Origin of the sequence: Pseudomonas sp. 18-147 (assembly GCF_051048045.1) — a bacterium.
GTDB classification, from domain to species: Bacteria; Pseudomonadota; Gammaproteobacteria; order Pseudomonadales; family Pseudomonadaceae; genus Pseudomonas; species Pseudomonas aeruginosa.
In genome coordinates, this window is record NZ_CP182296.1 from 2,706,431 (window position 1) to 2,732,767 (window position 26,337).

The 26,337-nt window shown below is 66.8% G+C and carries 26 protein-coding genes; 12 read left to right on the forward strand and 14 right to left on the reverse strand.

The features are described from left to right. Positions 1–210: 210 nt before the first annotated feature. Positions 211–690: a winged helix-turn-helix transcriptional regulator gene (locus ACM0M4_RS13020; protein WP_023122059.1), complete on the forward strand. Its 480-nt coding sequence runs from the start codon at positions 211–213 to the stop codon at positions 688–690. A 47-nt stretch (positions 691–737) separates the two neighbouring features. Here the strand turns inward: ACM0M4_RS13020 and ACM0M4_RS13025 are convergent, their stop codons facing one another. From ACM0M4_RS13025 to cysK, 4 genes are all read right to left on the reverse strand, one after another. Next, positions 738–1,601 carry a DMT family transporter gene (locus tag ACM0M4_RS13025; protein WP_003131044.1) on the reverse strand — a complete coding sequence of 288 codons (864 nt, stop codon included), beginning with the start codon at positions 1,599–1,601 and terminating at the stop codon, positions 738–740. A 419-nt stretch (positions 1,602–2,020) separates the two neighbouring features. Beyond that, on the reverse strand, positions 2,021–3,112 hold the full coding sequence (locus tag ACM0M4_RS13030) for a polyamine ABC transporter substrate-binding protein (RefSeq protein ID WP_054375791.1): 1,092 nt from the start codon (positions 3,110–3,112) through the stop codon (positions 2,021–2,023). A 198-nt stretch (positions 3,113–3,310) separates the two neighbouring features. Further along, positions 3,311–3,925 (reverse strand): LysE family translocator, encoded by a 615-nt coding sequence (locus tag ACM0M4_RS13035; protein WP_003090574.1) that lies wholly within the window; start codon positions 3,923–3,925, stop codon positions 3,311–3,313. A gap of 58 nt (positions 3,926–3,983) precedes the next feature. Further along, a complete protein-coding gene (cysK, locus tag ACM0M4_RS13040; RefSeq protein ID WP_003090573.1) occupies positions 3,984–4,958 on the reverse strand; it encodes a cysteine synthase A in 975 nt (324 codons plus the stop codon). Between the two features lie 120 nt (positions 4,959–5,078). On the opposite strand from cysK, the gene ACM0M4_RS13045 reads away from it, so the two are divergent. The 5 genes from ACM0M4_RS13045 to ACM0M4_RS13065 all read left to right on the forward strand — a co-directional run bounded on the left by ACM0M4_RS13045 (position 5,079) and on the right by ACM0M4_RS13065 (position 9,995). After that, on the forward strand, positions 5,079–6,164 hold the full coding sequence (locus tag ACM0M4_RS13045) for a DUF748 domain-containing protein (protein ID WP_003090572.1): 1,086 nt from the start codon (positions 5,079–5,081) through the stop codon (positions 6,162–6,164). 162 nt (positions 6,165–6,326) lie between these two features. After that, positions 6,327–7,172, forward strand: coding sequence for an AAA family ATPase (locus ACM0M4_RS13050; RefSeq protein ID WP_003090571.1), 846 nt, complete (start codon positions 6,327–6,329; stop codon positions 7,170–7,172). Positions 7,173–7,236: 64 nt separating this feature from the next. Then, positions 7,237–7,632 (forward strand): GFA family protein, encoded by a 396-nt coding sequence (locus ACM0M4_RS13055; protein ID WP_003101529.1) that lies wholly within the window; start codon positions 7,237–7,239, stop codon positions 7,630–7,632. 48 nt (positions 7,633–7,680) lie between these two features. Then, positions 7,681–8,862 (forward strand): vWA domain-containing protein, encoded by a 1,182-nt coding sequence (locus ACM0M4_RS13060; RefSeq protein WP_003101527.1) that lies wholly within the window; start codon positions 7,681–7,683, stop codon positions 8,860–8,862. 113 nt (positions 8,863–8,975) lie between these two features. Continuing rightward, on the forward strand, positions 8,976–9,995 hold the full coding sequence (locus ACM0M4_RS13065) for an AraC family transcriptional regulator (protein WP_003101519.1): 1,020 nt from the start codon (positions 8,976–8,978) through the stop codon (positions 9,993–9,995). 8 nt (positions 9,996–10,003) lie between these two features. On the opposite strand, the gene ACM0M4_RS13070 is transcribed toward ACM0M4_RS13065, so the two are convergent. The 6 genes from ACM0M4_RS13070 to ACM0M4_RS13095 all read right to left on the reverse strand — a co-directional run bounded on the left by ACM0M4_RS13070 (position 10,004) and on the right by ACM0M4_RS13095 (position 15,940). Next, the gene (locus ACM0M4_RS13070) at positions 10,004–10,132 is read right to left on the reverse strand and encodes a DUF6434 domain-containing protein (RefSeq protein ID WP_307736771.1); all 129 of its coding nucleotides are present in this window, start codon (positions 10,130–10,132) and stop codon (positions 10,004–10,006) included. A 155-nt stretch (positions 10,133–10,287) separates the two neighbouring features. Beyond that, the gene (gene tsi2 / locus ACM0M4_RS13075; protein ID WP_003114383.1) at positions 10,288–10,521 is read right to left on the reverse strand and encodes a type IV secretion system immunity protein Tsi2; all 234 of its coding nucleotides are present in this window, start codon (positions 10,519–10,521) and stop codon (positions 10,288–10,290) included. Between the two features lie 9 nt (positions 10,522–10,530). Next, positions 10,531–11,007, reverse strand: a complete 477-nt coding sequence (gene tse2 / locus ACM0M4_RS13080) for a type VI secretion system effector Tse2 (protein ID WP_221345539.1) — start codon at positions 11,005–11,007, stop codon at positions 10,531–10,533. Between the two features lie 146 nt (positions 11,008–11,153). Continuing rightward, entirely contained in the window at positions 11,154–12,743 is a 1,590-nt protein-coding gene (locus ACM0M4_RS13085) for an MFS transporter (RefSeq protein ID WP_003101515.1), read from the reverse strand. Positions 12,744–12,745: 2 nt separating this feature from the next. After that, positions 12,746–14,053 carry an OprD family porin gene (locus ACM0M4_RS13090; protein WP_003160477.1) on the reverse strand — a complete coding sequence of 436 codons (1,308 nt, stop codon included), beginning with the start codon at positions 14,051–14,053 and terminating at the stop codon, positions 12,746–12,748. 48 nt (positions 14,054–14,101) lie between these two features. Further along, complete coding sequence (locus tag ACM0M4_RS13095; RefSeq protein ID WP_115288982.1) at positions 14,102–15,940, reverse strand: amidohydrolase; 1,839 nt, start codon at positions 15,938–15,940, stop codon at positions 14,102–14,104. Between the two features lie 607 nt (positions 15,941–16,547). Here ACM0M4_RS13095 and ACM0M4_RS13100 point away from each other — a divergent pair. From ACM0M4_RS13100 to ACM0M4_RS13120, 5 genes are all read left to right on the forward strand, one after another. Beyond that, entirely contained in the window at positions 16,548–17,228 is a 681-nt protein-coding gene (locus tag ACM0M4_RS13100; protein WP_003090561.1) for a hydrolase, read from the forward strand. 56 nt (positions 17,229–17,284) lie between these two features. Further along, complete coding sequence (locus ACM0M4_RS13105; RefSeq protein ID WP_003101509.1) at positions 17,285–17,566, forward strand: XapX domain-containing protein; 282 nt, start codon at positions 17,285–17,287, stop codon at positions 17,564–17,566. Positions 17,567–17,735: 169 nt separating this feature from the next. Then, positions 17,736–18,629 (forward strand): helix-turn-helix domain-containing protein, encoded by an 894-nt coding sequence (locus tag ACM0M4_RS13110; protein WP_010793092.1) that lies wholly within the window; start codon positions 17,736–17,738, stop codon positions 18,627–18,629. Between the two features lie 113 nt (positions 18,630–18,742). Next, positions 18,743–19,843, forward strand: a complete 1,101-nt coding sequence (locus ACM0M4_RS13115) for a DUF1615 domain-containing protein (RefSeq protein ID WP_023090502.1) — start codon at positions 18,743–18,745, stop codon at positions 19,841–19,843. A gap of 80 nt (positions 19,844–19,923) precedes the next feature. After that, positions 19,924–20,250: a thioredoxin family protein gene (locus ACM0M4_RS13120; protein WP_003101499.1), complete on the forward strand. Its 327-nt coding sequence runs from the start codon at positions 19,924–19,926 to the stop codon at positions 20,248–20,250. Positions 20,251–20,277: 27 nt separating this feature from the next. Here the strand turns inward: ACM0M4_RS13120 and ACM0M4_RS13125 are convergent, their stop codons facing one another. Together ACM0M4_RS13125 and ACM0M4_RS13130 are read right to left on the reverse strand one after the other, a co-directional pair. Next, on the reverse strand, positions 20,278–20,778 hold the full coding sequence (locus ACM0M4_RS13125; protein WP_003090555.1) for an acyl-CoA thioesterase: 501 nt from the start codon (positions 20,776–20,778) through the stop codon (positions 20,278–20,280). 170 nt (positions 20,779–20,948) lie between these two features. After that, positions 20,949–21,473, reverse strand: a complete 525-nt coding sequence (locus ACM0M4_RS13130; protein WP_003090553.1) for an RrF2 family transcriptional regulator — start codon at positions 21,471–21,473, stop codon at positions 20,949–20,951. 268 nt (positions 21,474–21,741) lie between these two features. Here ACM0M4_RS13130 and ACM0M4_RS13135 point away from each other — a divergent pair, with 268 nt between their 5' ends. Continuing rightward, positions 21,742–22,947 (forward strand): NAD(P)/FAD-dependent oxidoreductase, encoded by a 1,206-nt coding sequence (locus tag ACM0M4_RS13135; protein ID WP_054379952.1) that lies wholly within the window; start codon positions 21,742–21,744, stop codon positions 22,945–22,947. A 158-nt stretch (positions 22,948–23,105) separates the two neighbouring features. On the opposite strand, the gene pfeE is transcribed toward ACM0M4_RS13135, so the two are convergent. Together pfeE and pfeA are read right to left on the reverse strand one after the other, a co-directional pair. Next, positions 23,106–24,020 carry a ferric enterobactin esterase PfeE gene (gene pfeE / locus ACM0M4_RS13140; RefSeq protein ID WP_003090549.1) on the reverse strand — a complete coding sequence of 305 codons (915 nt, stop codon included), beginning with the start codon at positions 24,018–24,020 and terminating at the stop codon, positions 23,106–23,108. A gap of 19 nt (positions 24,021–24,039) precedes the next feature. Next, positions 24,040–26,280 carry a siderophore enterobactin receptor PfeA gene (gene pfeA / locus ACM0M4_RS13145; RefSeq protein ID WP_003090548.1) on the reverse strand — a complete coding sequence of 747 codons (2,241 nt, stop codon included), beginning with the start codon at positions 26,278–26,280 and terminating at the stop codon, positions 24,040–24,042. Positions 26,281–26,337 lie beyond the last annotated feature (57 nt).

The following is a 26,337-nucleotide window of genomic DNA, read 5'->3' on the forward strand; positions in this document are numbered from 1 at the left end:
CCTCTCATGCTCGACGCTTCTACAGTTCCGAATCGGAACTTATTACGCGGGCGCTGACATGGGACCCGTCCGTAGTGCTGGTTTGTCCGATCCTGGCAGGAGCGCGCCGGGTCCATGACCTTTTCGGCCGGATACTAAGTTCCAATTTGGAACTGGTCAAGCTCCGAAGCGGCCCCCTAGAATGGACGGAGGTTTTTCCGGGAGAACCCCATGAAATGGCAAGAAGTCGGCGAAACGCCCTGTTCGATGGCGCGCAGCCTGGCGATCCTCGGCGATCGCTGGACGCTGCTGATCCTGCGCAACTGCTTTCTCGGCATGCGCCGCTTCGATGAGTTCCAGGCCAGCCTCGGGGTCACCCGCCAGGTACTGGTCGACCGCCTGAGCCGGCTGGTGGAGGCGGGCGCGCTGAAGAAGGTGCCTTACCAGGAGCGACCGCCGCGCTACGAATACCGCCTCACCGAGATGGGCCACGACCTGCATCCGGTGCTGCTGGCCCTGGCCAATTGGGGCGACCGCTGGCTCGACGAGGGCCGCGGCGCTCCGGTGGAGTATGTGCACAAGGCCTGTGGCCACAAGTTCCGGCCGACCATGGTCTGCCCGGAGTGCGGCGAGCCGGTGGGGTCGCGCGATGTGACGGCGGTGCCGGGGCCGGGGTTCGCGGCGATGGCTGGCAAGCTCGCGCAGAACTGAATCCGCGCGCGCTCTGCCAAGGGCGGGCCGCGACCCGCTCGGTTCGCTCAGCCGGCCTTGCGGAAGACGAACATCAGCCCCACCACGATCAGCCCCATGCCCAGCAGGCTGAGCCAGCCGAGGCGGTTGCCGAAGACCATGAAGTCCATGATCGCGGTCACCGCCGGCACCAGGTAGAACAGGCTGGTGACGTTGACCAGGTTGCCCTGGGCGATCAGCCGGTAGAGCAGCAGGGTCGCGCCCACCGAGACCACGACGCCCATCCATAGCGCGGGGACCAGGAAGCCGGCGTTCCATTCGAACTCGAACGGCTGGAAGGGCACGAACGCCAGGCACAGGCCGAGGCCGGCGAGGTACTGCAGGGGCAGGGTGCCCAGCGGGTTCTCGCGGATGCCCTTCTGCATGATCGAGCCGCCGGTGACGCCGGCCAGCGCCAGCAGTGCGCAGAGGATGCCGGCCGTGGACATCCCGGCCAGACCGATGCCCTGGTAGACCACCAGCACCAGGCCGGCCAGGCCCAGCAGCAGGCCGAACAGGCGCGCCGGCGACTGCCGGCGTTCGAGGATGACGGCGGTGAGGATCGGTTGCACGCCGAGGATGGTCGCCATCATGCCGGGAGTGACCTGCAGCTTCAGCGAGAAGATATAGAAGATCGGATAGACCCCCAGCATCACCAGGCCGGTGAGCAGGGCCTTGCCGCGCTCACGCGCGCTGCGCGGCGCGCGCAGCCTGAGCAGCGGGGCGAGCGGCAGCAGGCAGGCGAGGGCGATGCCGAAGCGGAACACCAGGAAGGCGAACGGCGAGGAATGCGCCAGGCCCCATTTCGAGGCGATGGCCCCGCTGCTCCAGAGCAGGACGAAGAGGCTGGTGCTGGCCAGGCCGGCCAGTGCGGATTTGTTCAGTGCAAACATGGATCTGCCACCTTGTAGTCGGGCATGCCGCGGGCTCGGGCCGGCGGCGGACGGCACGCTTCGGCAGCGGATGGCGCTGCTTGCGGCGGGCTGTGGAAGGGCGTTGGGGCGCTACCGCGCTCGTCAGGGACTGACGCCCGGCGGCGGGCAGGCGGCCGAACCGGGAGGGGGAGGCGGCGGCGAGGCGACTACAGGAGGGGAAACGCAGCCCAGGCTGGCGCACGGCTGGAGCGCGCCGACCTCGCCGGTGGCTACCGGAAGGGCGGGGAGCGAGCTGTGCGAGCGCTGGTTCATGGAGGCTATCCGGTCGATGAAGACAACGAGAGGGACTATAGCGGGCCGTCCGGGATTTGACGAGCCTGTGGGCGAGCCTTGCGCTAAAACGCCAGCCCGGCGACAAACCGGGCCGGCGCCGGGCTTCACTTGCCGGTCTTCGCCGTGTTCCAGGTGCGCGTGCGCACGCGGTCGATCTTCTGCGGCATGGACTCGAGGGCGAACAGCTTGGCCATCTTCTCCTGCGGCGGGTAGATCGCCGGGTCGGCCTTGATCTCGGCGTCCACCAGCGGGTCGGCGGCCAGGTTGCCGTTGGCGTAGTGCACATGGTTGCTGATCGCGGCCATCACCTCGGGACGCAGCAGGTAGTTCATGAAGGCGTAGCCGGCCTTCTCGTCGGGCGCGTCGACCGGCATCGAGACCATGTCGAACCACAGCGGCGAGCCTTCCTTCGGCGTCGAGTAGCGCACTTCCACGCCGTTGTTGGCCTCCTTGGCGCGGGTCGCGGCCTGCAGGATGTCGCCGGAGAAACCGACCACCATGCAGATCTCGCCGTTGGCCAGGTCGCTGACGTACTTCGAGGAGTGGAAGTAGCGGATGTACGGGCGCACCTTCAGCAGCGCCGCCTGGGCCTGCTTGTAGTCGTCGGCCTTCTGGCTGTGGTGTGGCAGGCCGAGGTAGTTGAGGGTGATGGGCAGCAGCTCGGGGCCGTTGTCCAGCACCGCCACCCCGCACTTGCTCAGTTTCTGCATGTATTCGGGCTTGAAGAAGATATCCCAGGAGTCCAGCGGCGCGTCGTCGCCGAGCACCGCCTTGATCTTCGCCGGGTTGTAGCCGATGCCGGTGGTGCCCCAGAGGTAGGGGAAGCCGTACTGGTTGCCCGGATCGTTGACCTCCAGGGCCTTGAGCAGCACCGGGTTGAGGTTCTTCCAGTTGGGCAGCTGGGACTTGTCCAGCTTCTTCAGGGCGCCGGCCTGGATCTGCTTGGCCATGAAGTGGTTCGACGGGAATACCACGTCGTAGCCGGATTGGCCGGTCATCAGCTTGCCGTCGAGGGTCTCGTTGCTGTCGTAGACGTCGTAGGTGGCCTGGATGCCGGTTTCCTTGGCGAAGTTCGCCACGGTTTCGGGAGCGATGTATTCGGACCAGTTGTAGATCTTCAGGTTGTCCGCGGCGAGGGTTGCGCCGCTGCCGCAAGCGAGGGCGAGGAGGGTGAGGGAAGCGATGCGGGTCTTCATTGTTGTAGGTGTCCTGTCGGCTGACGACAGCGTCGGCGACGGACTGGTTCGCCGCCGGCGCTCAGGGGGCGCCGGCAACGCTGGCCGGCACCTGGGTTTTATCCCGCGTTGCCGGAAGCGAGGAAAGGGGCGGCTTTTACCTGCGGGCCCGCAGACAGGCGCCGGCACCGCAGCGGGGCGTCGCTCCGCCCGCCTGCCTCAACTCAGGGCGACCTTGACCCCGAGGGCGATCAGCAGGCCGCCGAGCAGCTTGTCCACCACCCCCTGGGCCCTGGCCAGGCCGCGGCGCACCACCGCGCTCTGGATCAGCACCACCAGCAGCGGCCACCAGAGTGCGGCGAGGCCGACGATGATGCCGGCGTACCAGAGCTTCTCGGCGAAGCTGGAGTCCAGGCTCAGCACCTGGGTGAACACGGCGAGGAAGAACAGCGTGGCCTTGGGGTTGAGCAGGTTGCACAGGTAGCCCTGGAGGAACGCGCTCCAGTGGCCGACGCGCTGCACGCCGCCGACCGCCAGGTCGAGCGTGCCGCCGCCGCGCGAGCGCAGGGCCTGGATGCCGATCCAGATCAGGTAGACCGCGCCGGTGTACTTCAGCGCGTTGAACAGCCACGGCGTGGTGGTGATCAGCACCGCCAGGCCGGCGACGCAGTAGGCCATGTGGGTGGCCACGCCGAGGATCACCCCCAGCGAGGTCATCATCGCCGCCGAGCGCTGGTAGCGCGCCGCGTTGCGGATGATCAGGAAGAAGTCCGGGCCGGGCGAGAGCATGCCCAGGGTGGCGAGGGTGGCTACGAAGAGCGAGGTTTCCAGCATGATTCGATACGCCTGGCGCAAGGCGGCGCCGGTTCGCTGCGGCGCCGCGGGTCGGTGGTTACTGGGTCAGTTCCTGTTCGCTGAACAGGCCGTCGAAGAGCATGCTCGAAAGATAGCGCTCGCCGGAATCGGGGAGGATCACCACGATGGTCTTGCCCTGCATGTTCGGCTCCTCGGCCAGGCGCACCGCGGCGGCCATCGCCGCGCCGGAGGAGATGCCGCAGAGGATGCCTTCTTCCTGCATCAGGCGCAGCGCCATGTTCTTCGCTTCGTCGTCGCCGATCTTCTCGACCCGGTCGACCAGCGACAGGTCGAGGTTCTTCGGCACGAAGCCGGCGCCGATGCCCTGGATCTTGTGCGGGGCGGGCTTGACCTCCTCGCCGGCGAGGGTCTGGCTGATCACCGGCGAGGTCACCGGCTCCACCGCCACGGCGAGGATCGGCTTGCCCCGGGTGTTCTTGATGTAGCGCGAGACGCCGGTGAGGGTGCCGCCGGTGCCGACCCCGGAGACCAGCACGTCCACCGCGCCCTCGGTATCGTTCCAGATCTCCGGGCCGGTGGTCTTCTCATGGATCGCCGGGTTGGCCGGGTTGTCGAACTGCTGCGGCATGAAGTACTTCCCGGGATCCCCCGCGACCAGTTCCTCGGCCTTCTGGATCGCACCCTTCATGCCCTTCGCCGGTTCGGTCAGGACCAGCTCCGCGCCCAGCGCCTTGAGCACCTTGCGTCGCTCCAGGCTCATCGACGCCGGCATGGTCAGGATCAGTTTGTAGCCGCGTGCGGCGGCGACGAAGGCGAGGCCGATGCCGGTGTTGCCGGAGGTCGGCTCGACCAGGGTCATGCCGGACTTCAGTCTGCCGCTGGCTTCGGCATCCCAGATCATGTTCGCGCCGATCCGGCACTTCACCGAATAGCCGGGGTTGCGCCCTTCGATCTTGGCCAGGATGGTGACGCCGCGCGGGGCGATGCGGTTGATCTGGACCAGCGGCGTGTTGCCGATGGACTGCGCGTTGTCTGCGAAGATGCGGCTCATGATGGTGTCCTTGTCGCATGGAGAAAGATCAATCAGCCTATTCCGCCCCCGCCCGCGCGTCCAGACGCGTTCGAACCAGCGGCGCGCCGCGCGTGTCCACTGTCCAGGAGGGCCGTACCGATGAAGAAACGCTATGCCATTCCCCTGGGCAGCCTGGCGGCGCTGCTTCTGTTGTTGCTGGCGCTGCACCTGGCGCTGCCGTACCTGGTGCGCGACTACCTGAACGGCAAGCTGGCCGACATGGGCGACTACCGTGGGCACATCGCCGACGTCGACCTGGCGCTCTGGCGCGGCGCGTATCGGATCGACGGGCTGAGCATCGTCAAGGACAACGGCAAGGTGCCGGTGCCGTTCCTCGACGCGCCGAGCATCGACCTGTCGGTGAGCTGGCAGGCGCTCTGGGATGATCACGCAGTAGTGGCGCGGGTGGTCTTCGAGCGTCCGCAGCTCAACTTCGTCGATGCCGGCGGCGACCGCGACGCCTCGCAGACCGGTGCCGGCACCGACTGGCGCGAGCAACTGGACAAGCTGCTGCCGATCACCCTCAACGAGGTGCGGGTGGTGGACGGCACCCTGCGTTTCCGCAACTTCACTTCGAAGCCGCCGGTGAACCTGCACGCCTCGGCGCTCAACGCCAGCATCTATAACCTGACCAACGTGGCCGACGCCCGGGGCGAGCGGCCGGCGCGTCTCGAAGGCACGGCGCGGATACTCGGCCAGGCGCCGCTGGAAGTGGCGGCGCATTTCGACCCGCTGAGCGACTTCGAGGACTTCGACCTGCGCCTGCGGGTCACCCGCGTCGAGCTGAAGCGGCTCAACGACTTCGCCAGCGCCTATGGCAAGTTCGACTTCAATGCCGGCACCGGCGACCTGGTGCTGGAGGCCCAGGCTAAGCGCGGCCAGTTGGATGGCTACATCAAGCCGCTGCTGCGCGACGTGGACGTGTTCAACTGGCGGCAGGACGTGGAGGATGGCGACAAGAACCTGTTCCGCTCGGTGTGGGAGGCGCTGGTCGGCGGTGGCGAGACGGTGCTGAAGAACCAGCGCAAAGACCAGTTCGCAACCCGTGTGAGCCTGAGCGGTAATATCCACCAGCGGGACGTCAGCGCGTTCCAGGCGTTCCTCGGGATTCTCCGCAACGCGTTCGTCGAGGCGTTCAACGCTCGTTTCGAGCGTTCCCCGGCGACGCGCGACGACGACGGTTGAAGACGCGGGCGGAACGGCGGGTCGCGAGGTGGCCGGGCATTCAGTGACTGAATGACCCGTCTGCGTTCACAGTGCGCTTGTCCCCGCGTTATAGTCGGGTTTTCAAACAATACTGAACTGCCCGGTTTTCCAGCCAGGGCGTTACCGTTCGAGGATTTCCTGATGAAGTTCGAAGGCACCCAGTCCTACGTCGCCACCGACGACCTCAAGCTCGCGGTCAACGCCGCCATCACCCTGCAGCGGCCGCTGCTGGTGAAGGGCGAACCGGGCACCGGCAAGACCATGCTCGCCGAGCAGCTGGCCGAGTCCTTCGGCGCCAAGCTGATCACCTGGCACATCAAGTCCACCACCAAGGCCCACCAGGGCCTCTACGAGTACGATGCGGTAAGCCGCCTGCGCGATTCGCAGCTGGGCGTGGACAAGGTTCACGACGTGCGCAACTACATCAAGAAGGGCAAGCTCTGGGAGGCCTTCGAGGCCGAGGAGCGGGTGATCCTGCTGATCGACGAGATCGACAAGGCCGACATCGAGTTCCCCAACGACCTGCTGCAGGAACTCGACAAGATGGAGTTCTACGTCTACGAGACCAACGAAACCATCAAGGCGAAGCAGCGCCCGATCATCATCATCACCTCGAACAACGAGAAGGAACTGCCCGACGCCTTCCTGCGCCGCTGCTTCTTCCATTACATCGCCTTCCCCGACCGCGAGACGTTGCAGAAGATCGTCGACGTGCACTACCCGAACATCAAGCAGTCGCTGGTCAGCGAGGCGCTGGACATCTTCTTCGACGTGCGCAAGGTGCCCGGCCTGAAAAAGAAACCTTCGACTTCCGAGCTGGTCGACTGGCTGAAGCTGCTGATGGCCGACGAGATCGGCGAAGCGGTGCTGCGCGAACGCGACCCGACCAAGGCGATCCCGCCGCTGGCCGGCGCCCTGGTGAAGAACGAGCAGGACGTGCAGCTTCTCGAGCGCCTGGCGTTCATGAGCCGCCGCGCCAGCCGCTGAGTGCGTCGGCCCTTTCCGGGGAAAGGGCTGCGGGGCGGCACGCCAGACAGCGGAGGAACATCCCATGCTCAGCGGAAGTTGCCTGTGCGGCGCGGTAAGCTATGAAATCGACGCGCCCATCGAGTCGGCCAGTCATTGTCATTGCAGCCAGTGCCGCAAGGCCCACGGCGCGGCGTTCGCCACCTACGGCAAGGTGCGCCGCGAGGCGTTCCGCTATGTCGCCGGAGCGGACGCGGTGGCCGAATACCACTCGTCGCCAGGCGTCACCCGTACCTTCTGCCGCCACTGCGGATCGAACCTGCAGTGGCTTGGCGGCAACGAGGACCCGACGTACACCTCTATCGCCCTCGGCACCCTCGACTCGCCGCTGCCATCGGTAGCGCAGCGGCACATCTACGTGGGTTCGAAAGCCGACTGGTACGTCATCGCCGACGACCTGCCGCAGGAACACCAATACTGACCGGCGCTCGCGCGCCGGGATCAACGGACAACAGACGAGGTCGCAGCCATGCTGCTCAACCTGTTCAACGAAATGCGCGCAGCCAAGGTGCCGGTGTCGGTGCGCGAGCTGCTCGACCTGATCGATGCCCTGAAGCACCGCGTGGTGTTCGCCGACATGGACGAGTTCTACTACCTGGCGCGCACCATCATGGTCAAGGACGAGCGCCACTTCGACAAGTTCGACCGGGCCTTCGGCGCCTACTTCAAGGGCCTGGAGAAGCTCGACGACCACCTCAAGGCGCTGATCCCCGAGGAATGGCTGCGCAAGGAGTTCGAGCGCCTGCTGACCGACGAGGAAAAGGCGCAGATCCAGTCCCTCGGCGGCCTGGACAAGCTGATCGAGGAGTTCAAGAAACGCCTCGAGGAACAGAAGGAGCGCCATGCCGGCGGTAACAAGTGGATCGGTACCGGCGGTACCAGTCCGTTCGGCTCCGGCGGTTTCAACCCGGAGGGCATCCGCGTCGGCGACGCCGGCAAGCGCCAGGGCAAGGCGGCCAAGGTCTGGGACCAGCGCGAATACAAGAACCTCGACGACCAGGTCGAACTGGGTACGCGCAACATCAAGATCGCCCTGCGGCGCCTGCGCAAGTTCGCCCGCGAGGGCGCGGCGGAGGAGCTGGACATCGACGGCACCATCGACCACACCGCGAAGGACGCCGGGCTGCTCAACATCCAGATGCGCCCGGAGCGGCGCAACACGGTGAAGCTGTTGCTGCTGCTGGACATCGGTGGCTCGATGGACGCCCACGTCAAGGTCTGCGAGGAGCTGTTCTCGGCCTGCAAGACCGAGTTCAAGCACCTGGAGTATTTCTACTTCCACAACTTCATCTACGAGTCGGTGTGGAAGAACAACCTGCGCCGCAGCAGCGAACGCACCGCCACCTTCGACCTGCTGCACAAGTACGGTCCGGACTACAAGGTGGTGTTCGTCGGCGACGCGGCGATGGCGCCCTACGAAATCACCCAGGCCGGCGGCAGCGTCGAGCACTGGAACGAGGAAGCCGGTTACGTCTGGATGCAGCGCTTCATGGAGAAGTACAAGAAGCTCATCTGGATCAACCCCTATCCGAAGGACACCTGGAACTACACGGCGTCCACCGGCCTGGTCCGCGAACTGGTCAAGGAACAGATGTATCCGTTGACCCTGAGCGGCCTGGAGGAGGGCATGCGCTTCCTCTCGCGCGGTTGAGCCAACTGCCTGCGGGACCGGCGACAGGCGCGGCGGCACGCAACTTGCCTACCCTGTGTATCCCGTCCGCGCGGTAACAGCGCGGCGCGGCCACCGGTAACGATGGGCACGCCATGATCGACTCGACCTTCTCCCGCGCCACCTGGCTCAACTCGCTGCACATGTCGACCCTCACTCTCTCGCTGCTGGAGAAGGAAGGGTTCGCCCGCGAGCAACTGCTCGAAGGCAGTGGCATCACCCCCGCCGACCTGCTCGACCTGCGGCGCCTGATCAGCCCCTGGCAGGAGCAGCAGGTGTTCGCCAACGCCTGCCGGCTCAGCGACGAGCCTGCCCTCGGCCTGCGCCTGGGGCTGCGCACGCGGATTTCCGCCTACGGCCTGCTCGGCTACGCGCTGCTCTCCGCGCCGACCCTCGGCGAGGCGCTGCGCATCGGCCTCAGCTATCCGGTCTTGCTCGGCACCTACTTCCACCTGTCGCTGGAAGTCGCCGACGGCCGCGCCTGGCTGGTGGCCACCGGCTACGGCGAGGACGAGGCGCTGCGGCCATTCAACACCGAGCTTTGCCTGGGCTCGCTGAAGGTCACCTGCGCCGACCTGCTCGGCCAGCCGCTGCCCTTGCTGGAAGCGGCCTTCGACTATGCCGGCGACGAGGCGATGGCGCGGGCCTACGCCGAGGGTTTCGCCTGCGAGTTGCACTTCGAACGCGAGCGCAGCGCCATCGGCTTCGCCGCCGAATGGCTGGAGCGCCCGTTGCCGCTGGCCGACCCGGTGACCCACCGGGAGATGCTGGAACAGTGCCGGCGGCAGAACATCGACCTGGCCGCGCGTCGTGCCTGGCTGGACAAGGTCCGGGCGATCCTCGCCGAGCGCTTGCAGGACCCGCCCGGCCTGGAGGAACTGGCCAGGCGCCTGAACTGTTCGTCGCGCAGCCTGCGCCGGCACCTTCAGCAGCAGCGCACCAGCTACCAGCAATTGCTCGACGAGTTGCGCTTCGCCCGCGCCAAGGAGTTGTTGCAGAGCGGCGACATGCCGATCTACCGGATCGCCGAGGAACTCGGCTTCAGCGAGACCGCCAGCCTGCGCCATGCCTTCCAGCGCTGGAGCGGCCAGCCGCCGAGCCATTTCCGCGCCTGAGCGCTCGCTCAGGCGGAGGGGCTGGTGTCGGCGTGGCGCCGTCGCCGTTCGTCCGCCACCTCACTCAGGGATTTTGCCGCGCCGTCGCCAATCCAGGCCATGAAGGCACGATCGAAGCGGAAGTCGGCGCCGCACAGCCCGACGAGGAAGCGCCGTACGTCCTGGGCGTTGCGCTAGTCGCGGCACACTGCGGTGTCGCGGGTGATGGTGTCGCCGTGCCAGCCGAAGACCATCTGTCGTTTCTCTGCGCGCGCTGGAGCGGGCAGGCCAACGATGGCCTGCCCACGGGCCGTCAGGATGCCGGCTCTTCGATCAGCCGGTCATAGGGCGGCAGGCCGCTGTATTGGCCCAGGGCTTGCTCGTAGGCGTTCTTCAGGTCGTCGGCGGCGAGGTCGTAGCCGACCAGCAACTGTTCGAGTTCAGCGGCGTTCTGCGGGTCGTCGTTCTGCAACTGCGCGTCGAGTTCGCGGGTGCGCGCGGCGACGCACTGGATCGCCACCATCAGGGTCTGGGGTTTCAGGTTCATGGTTCACTCCTAGAGCCCGCGGGCTTTTTCCCATTGGCGGCGGATGGCGTTGCGCACGAAGTTGTCCAGTTGGCCCATGAGGACCTCCCGGTACATCGGCTTGGCCGGCATGATGGTGTAGTGGGTGGCTTGCAGGCGCTTGTTGTAGCTGTCCTGCTTCACCTTAAGGTCCGGCGGGATGTCGGTGCCGTCGGGTATCACGAAGTCGCCGTCGGCGCGGCGCAGCACGCCGGCGCGGTCGAACATCGAGGTGCCGCCGGTGTCCGGGGCGTAGAGGCCGTCGCGGCCGGCGACGATGTCCGGCGCGCGGGCGGGGACGCCAGGGGTGTTGGGGCTGTCGAAGGTCGGATGCAGCAGCGGGGCGACTTCCGCAGCCTCGGCGAGTTCCTTGTCGGGATGCAGGTAGCGACCGACGTCGCCGTCGTAGTTGGCCTTGAATACCGCCCGGTAGAGGGTGAGGCTGGTTTTCTCGTAGTCGTAGGACATGCGTGGACTTCCCTGTGGGTTGCGTTCGCGGCGCCGCGGGTGCGCGGCATCGCTACCGGCCACCGTCCTTGTGGCGCCATCGGCGAGCAGGATAACAGCCGTGGGCGGATCCGCCAGGGGCAGGCGACGACCGTCGCCCGGGAGGCTCAAGGCCTGGCCGCGCCGTGCAGGTAATGGCGGATGCGCACCTCCACGCCGGCGCTCTGGAAGCGCCGGGCGGCGGCCTCGACCCGCAACTCGCCGCGGGTCACCCGCTGGTGGTGGCGCAGGTGCTCCAGCCAGGATTCGTCGATGAAGAACTCCAGCCACAGGCGACGGTTGCCGCTGTCCTGGACCAGCCCCCAGGACACCGCGCCGTTGCGCCGACGCATGGCGCGCACCTCCACCATCGCCGCCTGGAATGCCGCGGCGTCCTGCGGGTCGATGTCGTACTCGAGGGTGACCATCACCGGGCCGCGTTCCTGGTCCACCTCTTCGTCGACCAGTGGTGCCGGCCAGTGCAGCGACGGCGCGAGGTCCTCGGCCTCGGTGACCGGCAGCCGACAGCGCAGCGACGCGAACAGGCCGAGCAGCAGCGCGGCGCTGGCGCAGAGCAGGGCGAAGGTGATCGACAGGTGGCTGGCGACCAGACCCCACAGGGCGCCGCCGGCGGCCATGCTGCCGAAGAACACCAGGATATAGACCGCCAGCGCGCGGGCGCGGACCCAGGCCGGTACGGAGGTCTGCGCGGCGACCTGCAGGCTGGAGAGCACGGCGATCCATGCCGCGCCGCTGAGCAGCATCACCGGCACCAGCAAATAGAGGTTGCGCAGCAGCGCCAGGGCCACCAGCACCAGTGCGTAGAGCACGCTGGAGAGCAGCACCAGGCGGTCGCTGCCGAGGCGTTCGCGCAGGCGCGGCAGGAACGCGGCGCCGAGCACCGCGCCGACGCCGACGCTGCCCAGCAGCAGGCCGAAGTCCATGGCGTTGCCATGCAGTTCGCCGCGCACGATCAGCGGCAGCAGCGACATGCCGGCGCTGGCGCCGAGGAAGAACGCCACCGCGCGCACCAGCACCGATTGCAGTGGCCTCGAGCTGCGGCTGTAGCGCCAGCCGGCGCGCAGGGCGCCGAACAGGCGTTCCGCCGGCAGCACCGAGGGCACGGCCTCGCGTTTCCAGGCCAGCAGCACGGCGATCACCGCGAAGAAGGAGAGGGCGTTGAGGGCGAAGGTCAGCCAGGGGCCGACCAGGCTCACCAGCACCCCGGCGATGGCCGGTCCGACCGCCCGCGCCAGGTTGACCCCGACACTGGACAGCGCCACCGCCGCCGGCAGTTCGTCCTTGCCCACCAGTTCCGGAGTGGTGGCGCTCCAGGCCGGCATCATCAGCGCGGTGCCGATGCCCATGCACAGGGTCAGGCCGAGCAGCAGCCAGACGCTGGTCAACTGGAGCAGGGTGAGGCTGGCCAGCAGGGTGGCCACCAAGGCCATCCACAATTGCACGCCGAGCAGGTAGCGGCGCTTGTCGACGATATCGGCGAGGGCGCCGGCCGGCAGGGCCAGGAAGAACATCGGCAGCGATCCGGCGACCTGCACCAGGGCCACGTTCAGCGGGCTGGCGGAGAGCGAGGTCATCAGCCAGCCGGCGCCCACCTCGTGCATCCAGGTGCCGATGTTCGAGGCGATGCTGGCCAGCCATAGCCAGCGGAAGGTGGCTTGGCGCAGGGGACTCCAGGGTGAGGCGGCGGGTGCGGTCATGGTCAGAGCGAGCCTTTGAGTGGGTATTCGACGATCAGGTAGAGGCGGTCGATGTCGTCGCCGGCCTGGGCCGCGTTGGCCCGGTGGCTGAGGTGCGAGACGTTCAGCGAGAGGTCCTTGAACGGGCCCGAGGCGAACAGGTAGCGCAGGTCGAGGTCGCGCTCCCAGTGCTTGCCGCCGCTGCCCTGCAAGGGCCGGTAGCGGCCATCGGCGCCCAGCGGGTTGTAGGCGCCGCCGGCCGGCGCATGGCTGCCGTCGATGGCGCGGCCGCTGACGTAACGCGCCATGAAGCTCAGCCCCGGCAGGCCGAACGGGGCCAGGTCGAGGTCGTAGCGGGCCTGCCAGGAGCGTTCGCCGGGACCGTTGAAATCGGCGTACTTGATCGAGTTGGCGAGGTAGATGGAGTCACCTCCGACGAAGTCGAACGGCGTATCCCCATGGACACGCTGGTAGGCCAGGGAGAAACCCTGCGCGCCGACGCGGTACTTCAGTTGCAGGCTGTAGGCCAGGGTGTCGATCGCGCCGGCCCGGCTGCGGCCCTGGTCGCGCGTGCGATAGAGGTTGCCATCCAGGCTGAACGCGGCACGTTGCAGGTTCATGTTGAGATAGACCTGGCGCCAGACGTTGTCCAGTTGCGCGGCGAACAGCGAGCCGCTCAGGTTGTCGCTGGCCGCCAGGCTGGCGCCGGCGAAGCCGATGGCGCTGCCGGCGGTGCTCGCGCCGTAGCCGTCGAAGTCGCCATGGCCGGAGCTGGAGGCCTGTTCCTTGAAGGCGGTGAAGCGCCCGGCCTGGATCCGCACGCGGTCGAGGTCGTCGCTCTGCAGGAAGAAGCCCCTGGCGTACTGGGGTTGCAGGCGCTTGTCGCTGGTATCGAAGACCGGGGTCTCGACGGTCATCTCGCCGACCTTGAGCAGGCTCTCGCCGAGCCGCAGCTTGAGTGCGGCGCCGGCGTCGGAATACTCGCTGGCGTTATCGCCGGATGAGTCCAGCGGCAACAGGCCGGTGCCGGCATGGCCACGTCCGCCGTCGAGCTTGAAGCCGGCGAAGCCGTGGAGATCGAGGCCGAAACCGACGCGGCCGGGAGTATAGGCCGACTCCAGGTCGGCGATCAGGCCGTGTGCCCATTCCTTGCGGTAGCCGCGCCCGGCGTCCGCGCGGCGATAGTCGTTGTAGAGGAAGTAGTTGCGGTTGAGCAGGCGCCACTCCAGGTAGTCGGGTGCCTTGGCTTCCTCTGTCGCGGCGTGGCACGGCGAGGTGCCGCCCAGCGCCAGGAAAAGGGCCAGGCGGCCGACCGGTCGAACGCGGATCATCGGGAAAACTCCGGGCGAGGCGGGCCGCGAAGGGCCCGCCCGGGTACGTCAGAAAGCGAAGCAGGAACAGCCGAATGCGCCCCAGAAACCCTGGAAGTCGCTCACCGGTACGTTGGAGTGGCGCGCGCGGTTGTGCTCGTGGGCGTGTACCGCGCAGGCACCGACGCACTGGTGGAGCTGGGCGGTCAGCGGCGCGCCTTGCCGCCAGTGGCCGGGTACCTTGGCCACCGGCGACCAGTCCGGCAGCACCGGCGGCGCCGGCGGACCGAGCTTGTCGAACTCGGCGGCGGCATAGACGACCTTGCCGTCGACCACCGTGAGCACCGACTCGATCCACTTGATGGCCTCTTCCTCGACGCCGAAGAAGTCCGCCGACAGCGCCGCCAGGTCGGCGAGCTGGCCAACCTTGATCTGTCCTTTCTTGCCCTGCTCGCTGGAGAACCAGGCGCTGCCGTGGGTGAACAGCTGCAATGCCGTTTCCCGCGGCAGGCCCTGCGGATACAGGGCCATGCCGCCGACGGTGCGGCCGCTGACCAGCCAGTACAGCGAGGTCCAGGGGTTGTAGCTGGAGACCCGGGTGGCGTCGGTGCCGGCACCCACCGGCACGCCCTCGGCGAGCATGCGCTGGATCGGCGGCGTGGCCTCGGCGGCCTTGGCACCGTAGCGGTCGACGAAGTACTCGCCCTGGAAGGCCATGCGGTCCTGGATCGCGATGCCGCCGCCGAGTGCCCGCACCCGCTCGATGTTGCGCGGGGTGATGGTCTCGGCGTGGTCGAAGAACCAGGGCAGGCCGTTGAACGGAATGTCGCGGTCGACCTTCTCGAACACGTCGAGCATCCGCGAGATCGATTCGTCGTAGGTGGCGTGCAGGCGGAACGGCCAGCGCTGCTCCACCAGGTGGCGGACCACCGGCTCCAGCTCCTGCTCCATGGTCTGCGGCAGGTCCGGGCGCGGTTCGAGGAAGTCCTCGAAGTCGGCGGCGGAGAACACCAGCATCTCGCCGGCGCCGTTATGGCGGAAGAAATCGCTGCCCTGGCCGTACTTGACGCTGCCGGTCCAGTTCTTGAAGTCGGCGAGTTCTTCCTTGGGTTTCTGGGTGAACAGGTTGTAGGCGATGCGTACGGTGAGCTGGCCCTGGTCGGCCAGTTCGCGAATCACCTGGTAGTCGTCCGGGTAGTTCTGGAAGCCGCCGCCGGCGTCGATCGCGCTGGTCAGGCCGAGGCGGTTGAGTTCGCGCATGAACTGGCGGGTGGAGTTGACCTGGTATTCCAGCGGCAGCTTCGGTCCCTTGGCCAGGGTGGCGTAGAGAATCATCGCGTTGGGCCGGGCGATCAGCATGCCGGTGGGTTCGCCGCTGCTGTCGCGGACGATCTCGCCGCCGGGCGGGTTGGGCGTGTCCTTGGTGTAGCCGACCACGCGCAGGGCGGCGCGGTTGAGCAGGGCGCGATCGTACAGGTGGAGGACGAACACCGGGGTGTCCGGCGCGGCCTTGTTCAATTCCTCCAGGGTCGGCATGCGCTTCTCGGCGAACTGGAACTCGTTCCAGCCGCCGACCACCCGCACCCACTGGGGGCTGGGCGTGCGTTCGGCCTGGTTCTTGAGCATGCGCAAGGCGTCGGCCAGGGAGGGCACGCCTTCCCAGCGCAGCTCCAGGTTGTAGTTGAGGCCACCGCGGATCAGGTGCAGGTGCGAGTCGTTGAGACCGGGGATCACGGTGCGCTTCTGCAGGTCGATCACCTGGGTGGCGCTGCCGCGATGGAGCATCGCCTCGGCGTCGTTGCCGACGGCAAGGAACTTGCCGTCCTTGATCGCCACGGCGGTGGCGGTGGGGTTGTCGCGGTCCACGGTGTGGAAACGGCCGTTGTGCAGGATCAGGTCGGCGGTCATGGAACCTCCTGGGTTGCTTGCGGGAGAAAGGCTGGCGGCGTTGGCGAAGGGCAGGGCGGACCACAGGACTCCGGCGGCGCCCAGCACCGAACTGGTAGTGAGGAAATGGCGGCGGTCCTTGCTCGGCGGATCGTGGCTCATGGCGTGCTCCTGGCAGCGGGGCGGAATCGGTCAGCGAGGGCGGCGGCGAGAGAGGCCACCGGACAGGATAGGTGCGGCGGGAAACGTACGGGACGAAAGAGCGGTTTTCCCGAATGACGCATCCTCCTGCAAGCGCAACTTGCTGGTGGTCGATAGCAAGTAAGGCGCGAGACATGTCCTGAACTTCATGGGGGCTTTTTCTTATAGGGCGGACTGTCGATTCTGCTAGCTGGTAATCCTTCTTTTATTGTCTCTGTGTGCGCTTTTTGTATGGATGTGTCGAATATTTTGAATATCGCCGTTCAACTTTATCCAGGGCCGCAGTTCAGTGATTTATTTTCTCGAAAAGTTTGTTTTTTCCAATATTCATGCTTCATAGTCTGGCCGGCCACGGGAAATTATCTGTTGGCCTGCGTGCTGTTGTGCGCAACAGCTGGAATTCATCGTTCGTTGTCAGGAAACAATCATGAGCCACTATCTCGAAGTTCTAACTCCGCAGAACAGCCAGATCATCTTCATCGACCAGCAGCCACAGATGGCATTCGGCGTACAGTCCATCGATCGCCAGACGCTGAAGAACAACGTAGTGGGCCTGGCCAAGGCGGCGAAGGTATTCGACATCCCGGTCACCATCACCACGGTGGAAACCGACAGCTTCTCCGGCCCGACCTATCCGGAGCTGCTGGCGGTGTTCCCCGAGCAGAAGATCCTCGAACGCACCTCGATGAACTCCTGGGACGACCAGAACGTGCGCGACTCGCTGGCCGCCGCGGGCCGCAAGAAGGTCGTGGTCGCCGGGCTGTGGACCGAGGTCTGCAACACCACCTTCGCCCTCTGCGCCATGCTCGAGGGCGGCTACGAGATCTACATGGTGGCCGATGCCTCGGGCGGCACCTCCAGCGACGCCCACAAGTACGCCATGGACCGCATGGTCCAGGCCGGCGTGGTACCGGTGACCTGGCAGCAGGTCCTGCTGGAGTGGCAGCGCGACTGGGCCCGCCGGGATACCTACGACGCCGTGATGGCCATCGCCAAGGAGCATTCCGGGGCCTACGGCATGGGCGTGGACTACGCCTACACCATGGTGCACAAGGCGCCCGAGCGGGTGACCCACGGCGAACGCATCGGCCCGAATCCGGCCAAGTGAATGCCGGCCGTGCCGCTCCGGTCCGCCGGGTGGCACGGCCGCGAAGGAGAACGAAGATGAAGCTCTACGTATTGTCGCTGGGCGCCGGACTGTTGGTGGGGATCGTCTACAGCCTGCTGCAGGTGCGTTCGCCGGCTCCGCCGCTGGTGGCGCTGGTGGGGTTGCTCGGCATCCTGCTCGGCGAGCAGGTCATCCCGGTCGGCAAGCAATTGCTCGGCGGTTGCGCGTTCGCCTCGGCCTGCGACAAGGCGGGTTCGGTCGGCCATGTGCTGGGGCAACTACCGGGTCGGCATCGCCTCGACCAGGCCGCTGGCCCGTCGGAAAAGGAAAAGGGTTGAGCGTTATATCATCGAGTAACAGCGCAGTAATCTGGTAGTTATCTTCGTCGGTTAGATTTCCCCGGAACGGCTCCCTCGGATTAATCTCTGGGGGAGCTTTCGTGCGTCGTTTTTCGCGTCGAGAGAAAAGTGTCACGAGATCATCGGGCGCATGGAATCAGGGGGAGTCATGACTGTTGCCATAGACAGAACAAAGGGCGACCAATCCACGCCAGGGAACATCATAAGGGGAGAAGGGTACGCCTTGATTCGCAATAGTGAGGCGACTCCCGATCCGGACAAGGTGATCCATATTCCTTGTGCCGATTCGTTTTCCGTCATCGTGCAGTTGCGCGATTTCAATTCCCATCGTCTCTGGAATGGAAACAAACTGGTTTTCGATGGCGGACATCCACGGAAAAGTATCTCCATCGCCTATCTTGGCGATGAAATAAAGTGCCAGCACCGGACAACTTACGACAATGTCCGCTTCATGTTGCCGCGCGCTTCGATAAAGGAGTTTCTCTACGAAGAAGGGCAACGCGCGTCCGCCGAGCCGGAGCGGATCATCGGTGTCGACGATCCGGTGGTCTATCACCTGGCGCTGGCGCTGCTGCCCAGCTTCGCCAGGGCGGGCGAGCGCAACGAACTGTTCATCGAGCAGGTCATGCTGGCGCTGTTGACCCACGTTCAGGATCGCTTCGCTTCGACCCAGGTCCCGGTCTGCACCGGCAAGGGCCTGGCGCCCTGGCAATTGCGCAGGGCCAAGGAGCTGATCGCCGGGCATCTGGCCGAGGGCGTGTCGGTGGCGCGCCTGGCCGAGGAGTGCGGGCTCTCGCGCAGCTATTTCACCAAGGCCTTCAAGTGCAGCACCGGTTTTTCGCCCCACGAATGGCTGATGCGCATGCGCGTCGACCGGGCCAAGGAGCTGATGCTGGGCAGCGACGAACCGCTTTCGCAGATCGGCGTCGCCTGCGGCTTTTCCGACCAGCCGCATTTCTCGCGGATCTTTCTCCGGCTGGCCGGCGCCTCGCCCTCGACCTGGCGTCGGGTCAAGCGGCAGCGCACCGACGCAGCGCTGTGAACCGCGACCGTGCGTGACGGACGGTACGGAAGCCGCCGGATGCTCGGCTAGAATGCCCTGGCTTCGGCGGTCGCCATCGGCCGCCCACTTCGCAACGGAACAGGGAATCGCAGATGAAAGCAGTACGCCAGGGTCGCGGCGTAACGGGGTTGCTCATGCTCCTGGCGCTGGCCGGGTGCAGTTCGCGGTCGGCGGAGCCGCCGCCCAACCCCGACGAAGTACGGGCGAAGATCGTCCGCCTGATGCCGGCCACGGTGCGCGATCGCCAAGGGTGGGCCAGCGATATCTACGCGGCCTTTTCCGCCCAGCAGATCTACCCCAGCGACGAGAATCTCTGTGCGGTGCTGGCGGTGACCGAGCAGGAGTCCACCTACCAGGTCGACCCGCCGGTGGCCGGCCTGGGCAGGATCGCCACCCGCGAGGTCGAGCGTCGTGCCGGCAAGCTGCACGTGCCGGCGTTCCTGGTCAGCTCGGCGCTGAATATCAAGTCGCCCGATGGCCGCACCTACAGCCAGCGCCTGGCCGCGGCGCGCACGGAGAAGGAACTGAGCGAGACATTCGACGATTTCATCGCCATCGTGCCCATGGGCGGCAAGCTGTTCGGCGGCTTCAACCCGGTACACACCGGCGGGCCGATGCAGGTCAGCATCGCTTTCGCCGAGCAGCACGCGGACGGCTATCCCTATCCGCTGGACGGCAGCATCCGCCGCGAGGTGTTCAGCCGGCGCGGCGGCATGTATTTCGGCATCGCCCACCTGCTTGGCTATCCGGCGGACTACCCGGCGCCGCTGTACCGCTTCGCCGACTTCAACGCCGGCTGGTATGCCAGTCGCAACGCCGCGTTCCAGAGCGCGGTGAGTCGCGTCTCGGGGATTCCGCTGGCGCTGGATGGCGATCTGATCCGCTACGGCACGCGCACGCCGGGCTCCACCGAACTGGCCGTGCGCAGCCTCGGCAAGCGCCTGGACATGAGCGACGCGGCGATCCGCCGGGCGCTGGAGCAGGGCGACAGCCCGGAGTTCGCCGACAGCGCGCTGTACCGCAAGGTCTTCGCCCTGGCCGAAAGCGCCACCGGCAAGACATTGCCCCGCGCCGTGCTGCCGGGGATCACCCTGGAGAGCCCGAAGATCACCCGCAAGCTGACCACCGCCTGGTTCGCCAAGCGCGTCGACGAACGCTACCAGCGCTGCATGGCGCGCGTGCGGAAACGCTGAGTCCATCGTCGCGCGGGTCGAACCTGGCGCCGCCGCGGGAGTCTGCCGTCCTGTCAGCCAAGCTCATGGAGAAGCAGCGTATGAAGACCCGATACAGCGCCGAGGCACCGGCGCGCGACGAACTGGACCGGCTCGCCGGTCCGACGCTGGTGGAGTTCGGTACCGACTGGTGCGGCCATTGCCAGGCCGCCCAGCCGCTGCTGGCGGAAGTATTCAGCGACTATCCGGAGGTCGGCCACCTGAAGGTCGAGGACGGTCCCGGGCGCCGCCTGGGGCGCTCGTTCCAGGTCAAGCTGTGGCCGACCTTCGTCTTTCTTCGCGACGGCCGGGAGGTGGCGCGGGTGGTCCGCCCCGGCAGCGCCAGCGTGCTGGAAGAAGCGTTCGAGAGCCTGGTCGGCGAGGGCTGAGGACCCGGCCCGCGGGCCGGGCGGCGTTCAGGCCGGCATCGCGTGATCCACCTGTTCGCGGATCTCCTGGTAGCGCAGTTCCATCAGCTTGCGCTGCTCGCGCCGGGCCAGGGCCTGGGCGTAGCGGCGTTTCTCGATCGCGGTCTCCGGTTCCAGCGGACGCACCGCCACCGGCCGGCGCTGGTCGTCCATCGCCACCATGGTGAAGAAGCAACTGTTGGTATGGCGCACGGTGCGCTCGTGGATGTTCTCGGTCATCACCTTCACCCCGACCTCCATCGAAGTGCGCCCGGTGTAGTTCACCGAGGCGAGGAAGGTCACCAGTTCGCCGACATGGATCGGCTCGCGGAAGATCACCTGATCCACCGACAGGGTCACCACGTAGCGTCCGGCGTAGCGCTTGGCGCAGGCAAAGGCCACTTCGTCGAGGAGCTTGAGCAGCGCGCCGCCGTGGACGTTGCCGGAGAAGTTCGCCTTGTCGGGGGTCATGAGCACGCTCATGGTCAGTTGGTAGCTGCCAGGTTCCATCGTTCACCTATCACGCAAGTTGGTCACGGGCCATTGCAGTGGGCCGGCGGCCGCTCTGCGGCGGCCTCTGGCGATAGGGTAGGGAGAAACGCCGGCGCGATTAGCACCGCAGTCGACAATGGTGTTTTCCGCGAAACGGGCTTGCGGCGCCGCTCCGTATGCGCCAAGGGCTAGTCGCGGGAGCCGCCGCGTCCTTCCCGGCTGGCATCCATCCAGCGCAGCACTTCTTCGCCGAACTCCGGTGGCGCGATACGCCCCACCCGGCGTACCAGGTCGAGGATGGTCTGCTGGGCCAGCGCTTCTTCCATGCGCTTCTGCGCGGTGAGCATCACCGCGTGGATCGAGCAGGTGTTGCGGGTCGCCCAGGAAGGCGGGTTGCCTTCGAAGATCGCGCAGCGCTCGCGGACCTCGCGGCATTCGAAGATCGATTTGTCGCCGTCGATGGCGCGGACCACGTCGAGCACGCTGATTTCGTTGGCTGGCCGTGCCAGGCGGAAGCCACCGCGCACGCCTTCGGTGGCAGCCACCAGGCCGGCCTTGGCCAGGCGGGTGAAGACCTTGGCCAGCAGTTCCGGCGGCACGCCCTGCAACTCGGCGAGGGTGCGTACGCTGGACTCGCGGCTGTCGCCTTTCTCGTCGGCGAGGAACAACAGGCAGTGGATGCCGTATTCGACGCCGGCGCTATAGAGAGCCATCACTAACTCCGACAGAAATATTCGCAATATTCTGCGCGGTTTTCAGGCCGCTCACAAGGACAGGTCGTTCGCTGTCTTCCGCCTCGAAGCGCTCTATCTCCGATCCTTTTCGTATGTTTTCGACGTCTTTTCCTCTCTTTCACGGCGAGGGGCGATTGCCTGTCGGAACGCTTTTCGGGGATTGATCTTCTTAACTGCGACAAATATAGTCGTAGTTACGGAGAGGCTTTTCTCCGGATATCCCGTCCTTTCCCTCCAGGAGCCCCCAATGAAACAACGTATCCTGATCGTCGGTGCCGGATTCGCCGGCATGTGGAGCGCGCTGAGCGCAGTGCGCCAGCTCGACCGCCAGGGCCGCGACGACGTCGAGGTCGCGGTGCTCGCGCCGCAGCCCGAGCTGCGCATCCGCCCGCGTTTCTACGAGCCTGACGTGCAGCGCATGGCGGCGCCGCTGGGCGAATTGTTCGCCGCGGTCGGCGTGCGTTTCGTGCAGGGCAGCGCGCAGCGCATCGACGTGGCCGGCAAGCGAGTGGAGTACCGCGATGCCGAGGGCACGCTGGCGCAACTGGACTACGACCGCCTGGTGCTGGCGGCCGGCAGCGGCGTGTGGCGTCCGGCGAGTGTCGCCGGCATCGACGCGGCCTTCGATGTCGACCAGTTGGAAGACGCCCTGCGCCTGGAGGCACACCTGCATGCCCTGCGCGACTTGCCGGATTCGCCGGCACGCAACACCGTGGTGGTCGCCGGCGGCGGCTTCACCGGCATCGAGACCGCCACCGAGATGCCGGCGCGCCTGCGGGCGATCCTCGGCGAGAAAGCGGCGCTGCGAGTGATCGTGGTCGACCGCGGCGCCGCCATCGGCGCATCGATGGGCGCGGACCTGAGCGGCTTGATCGCCGAGGCCTCGGCGGAACTGGGCGTGGAGTGGTGCCTGGGGCGTTCGGTGGCGGCGGTGGATGCCGAGGGCGTGACGCTCGACGACGGCCAGCGGATCGAGGCGAAGACCGTGGTCTGGACCGTGGGCGTGCGGGCCAGCACCCTGACCGGGCAGATTCCGGGCGAGCGCGATGCCCAGGGTCGCCTGCATGTCGACCGCAACCTCAAGGTGCTCGGTCTCGACGATGTCTACGCCACCGGCGACGTGGCCCGCGCGGCTACCGACGACCTCGGCAACCATGCCCTGATGACCTGCCAGCACGCCATCGCCCTGGGTCGCTCGGCCGGCAATAACGTGGCTGCCGACCTGCTCGGCGTCGAGCCGATTCCCTACAGCCAGGTGAAGTACGTGACCTGTCTCGACCTCGGCGGCTGGGGCGCGGTGTTCACCGAGGGCTGGGACCGCCAGGTACGGCTCGTGCGCGAGGAGGGCAAGAAGATCAAGACCGAGATCAATGGCGTGTGGATCTACCCGCCGGCGGCGGACCGCGCCGTGGCGCTGGCGGCGGCCGACCCGCTGATTCCGGTGGTAGCGTAGGGCGATTTTCCCTCACCCCAACCCTCTCCCGCAGGCGGGAGAGGATGCCGTGCAGCGTAGAGGGATGCAGCGGCGCGCGGATGCCTGGCTTCCGGTAGGGCGAATAACCGCGAAGCGGTTATCCGCCGTTGCCTCGGTTCTCTTGGGAGCGTGCGTCTTCAGCGCTGGCGTTCCACCGCCGGACGGGCGAGCAGAAGGCGCAACGAGGCCCCCAGCGTTTCGCCATGACCCAGGCCGTCGAGCGGCTGGAAGTCCAGCGTGAGCCCGGCAACCCGGCGCAGGTCATCTACCAGCCGCGCCATCGCCTGGCCCGGCTCGGCTTTCAGCGAGCCGCGCGGGCTGGCCGGTTCGGCGCTGCCGCGCCAGAGCAGGAGTTCCGCGCGCTTTCCGCGCAGGCGCTGTTCGAGCCCCGCTCGTTCGCCGAGGATCGCCCCGTCGCGCCACCACAGCGACGGGCTGGCCGCGGCGTAGCGGGCGAACTCGCCGGGACGGGTGAACAGTGCGTGGAGCACCAGCAAGCCGCCGTAGGAGTGTCCCCAGAGGGTTTGTCGCGCAGTGTCCAGGGGCGCCTGCGCCGCCACGGCCGGGCGCATGCCGTCGCGCAGCAGGTCGAGGAAGGCGTCGGCGCCACCGCTGGGCAGGCCGTTGAGCGGGTCGCGCTGATCGGCCTGGCCGGGACTCGCGGGGGTGTAGTCGAAGGTACGCCCGGCGCGGTCGATGCGCAGCGGCGTGCGGTAGCCGATGGCGACCAGCAGCGGTGCGTCGCCGTCGGCCAGGCGTCTCAGGGTTGACTCGTCGAGGGCGCCGACGGCGGCGTTGCCGTCGAGCATCCAGACCACCGGGTAGCCGGCGGCGGGCGGTGCCTGCAGCGGTCGGCCGAGCCACAGCCGGTAATGCCGCTGGCCATCGACGGAATCCAGGTCCACGGCGCTGAAGCGATAGGGCAGGTCCTGGCGTTGCAGCAGGCTGCGGTCCATGGTCGCCTCGGGGTCCGGTTGCGCCAGCGGCGCGCCGCCGGGCAGGGCCGCCGCCAGGGCGAGGCCCAGGGCGGCGACGAGCAGGGAGGTTCTCATCAGGCTTTCTCGTTATGGCTCAGAACGACGCGGTCAGGCTGGTATAGAAGGTCCGTCCGGGCTCGTTGTAGGTCGCCGCGCCGGCCCCGTCGATGCCGACCACGCCCTGGGCATTGCCGGCGCGGAACAGGCGCTTGTCGAACAGGTTGTCGACGCCGGCGCCGAGGCTCAGGTTCTTGCTCAACCGATAGGTGCCGCCAAGGCCGGCGATGGCGTAGGGCGAGAGCTGGTCGTTGGCGCTGCCGGTGACACGGTCGCCGTGATAGTCGTATTTCTTCGGCTTCTGCTTGCCGTACCAGGTGACCGTGGCTTGCAGCGAGAGGTCGTCGGTGGCCTGCCAGTCGAGCATCGAGTTGAGGGTGTAGCGCGGCGTCACCGAGAGCACGTCGCCGGTTTCCTTGTTCTTCGATTGCAGCATGTAGGTGAAGTTGTTGCTCCACTTCAGGCCGTCGGCCAGGGGCAGGGTCAGGGTACCTTCGAGGCCCTCGACCACCGCCTTGGGCACGTTCTCCCACTGGTAGATCGCCGCGTTGGCGTAGTCGCCCTTGCCGCCGCTGGCGTGGTCGACCGGTGACAGGCCGGATTCGATCTTGTTCTTGTAGTCGTTGCGGAAGTAGGTCAGCCCCGCTACCAGGCCGTCGTGGCTGTACTCGATGCCCAGTTCCTTGTTCACGCTGGTCTCGGCCTTGAGGCCGTCGTTGCCGCGCAGGTAGCAACTGGTGCTTTGCCCGTAGCAACCCTGGCCACGGCTGTAGAGCAGGTAGTCGGGGTTCAGCTGGTACAGGTTGGGGGCCTTGTAGGCGCGGGCGATACCGGCCTTCAGGGTGACCCGCTCGGTGAGCGCGTGGGACAGGTTCAGCGATGGGCTCCAGTTGTCGCCGACGATGTCGTGGTGGTCCCAGCGCAGGCCTGGGGTGAGCATGGTGCCGGGCATCAGCTCGATGTTGTCCTCGGCGAACAGCGAGAAGATCCGCGCTGAGGAACTGCTGCTGCGGTTCTTTCCGGCGAGACCGGGGATCGAGCCGCCTTCCTCGGTGTTCTGGGTGTTGGAGCTGGGGTCGTCGAGCTTCTGCTCGGTCCACTCGCTGCCGAGGGTCAGGGTCTGCTCGTAGCCCAGGTGCAGCGGCAGGTTGACCTCGCCGTGGGCGGTCAGGTCGCGCAGGGTGGCGGTGTAGAAGCCGGCGTTGTTGGGGTCGAAGATACCTTCGGTGCCGCCGGCCAGGCCTTCGTTGATCCGGCTGTTGCGGGTCTTCTCGTACTGCAGGTAGGCCAGCGAGCTGCCGAAGTCCCATTCGCCGCGATGGGTGACCGAGTAGGTCTCGCGGTACATGCGGTTGGTCTCGTGGCCGAGCATCTGCTTCACGTAGTTGTTGCTGTTGGTGTTCTGCGTGTCGCCGGTGTAGATGTTGCCCTGGCGGCTGAAGCCGGCCTCGAACTCGAGGGTCTGCTCGGGCGTCAGGCGCCAGCTGAGCAGCCCGTCGATGTCCTTGTTGCGCACGCCTTCGCGACCGGCGGGGAGGGTGCCGGCCTGCTTGCCGGTGCGGTTGGATTCGTGGCCGGCGTTGATGTCCCAGTCGTCCGAGTCGGTCTTGGCGATGTTGCCGTAGACGCGGTAGCTGAGGTTTTCCGTGAGCGGCCCGTTGAGACCGAAGCTCATCCGTTCGCTGGCGCCTTCGGCCTTGTGTTGCGGGAAATTGCTGTAGACGCTGAGATTACCGTGGGTTTCCGCGCCGGCCTGCTTGGTGATGATGTTCACCACGCCGCCCGCCGCGCCGTTGCCGTAGCGCGCCGCCGCCGGGCCGCGGATCACTTCGATGCGCTCGACCTGGTCGGCCGGCACCCAGTTGGTATCGCCGCGGCTGTCGCGCTCGCCGCGCCAGCCGTAGCGCACCGAGTTGCGCGAGCTGACCGGCTTGCCGTCGACCAGGATCAGGGTGTTCTCCGGGCCCATGCCGCGGATGTCGATCTGCCGGTTGTTGCCACGCTGGCCGCTGGAGCTGTTGCCGGTCAGGTTGACCCCCGGCATGGTCCGGATGATCTGCGACAGGTCGTTGCTCGGCGGTCGCTTGGCGATGTCCTCGGCGGTGATGATGGAAACCCCCGGCGCCTGCTTGGTTTCCTCCTGGGCGGTGGCGACCACGGTCTGCTCGCCCAGCTCGATGACGGAGCCGTCGCCCTGGCCGGCGGCGTGTACGGCGTTGGCGAGCAGGCAACTGGACAGCAGCAGGAAGGGAACGGCGGGAAGGGCGCGTGAGGACATCGGTGATCTCCGGGCAATGCAGCGAAATGCAAGAGATCACGAATGATATTGATTGTT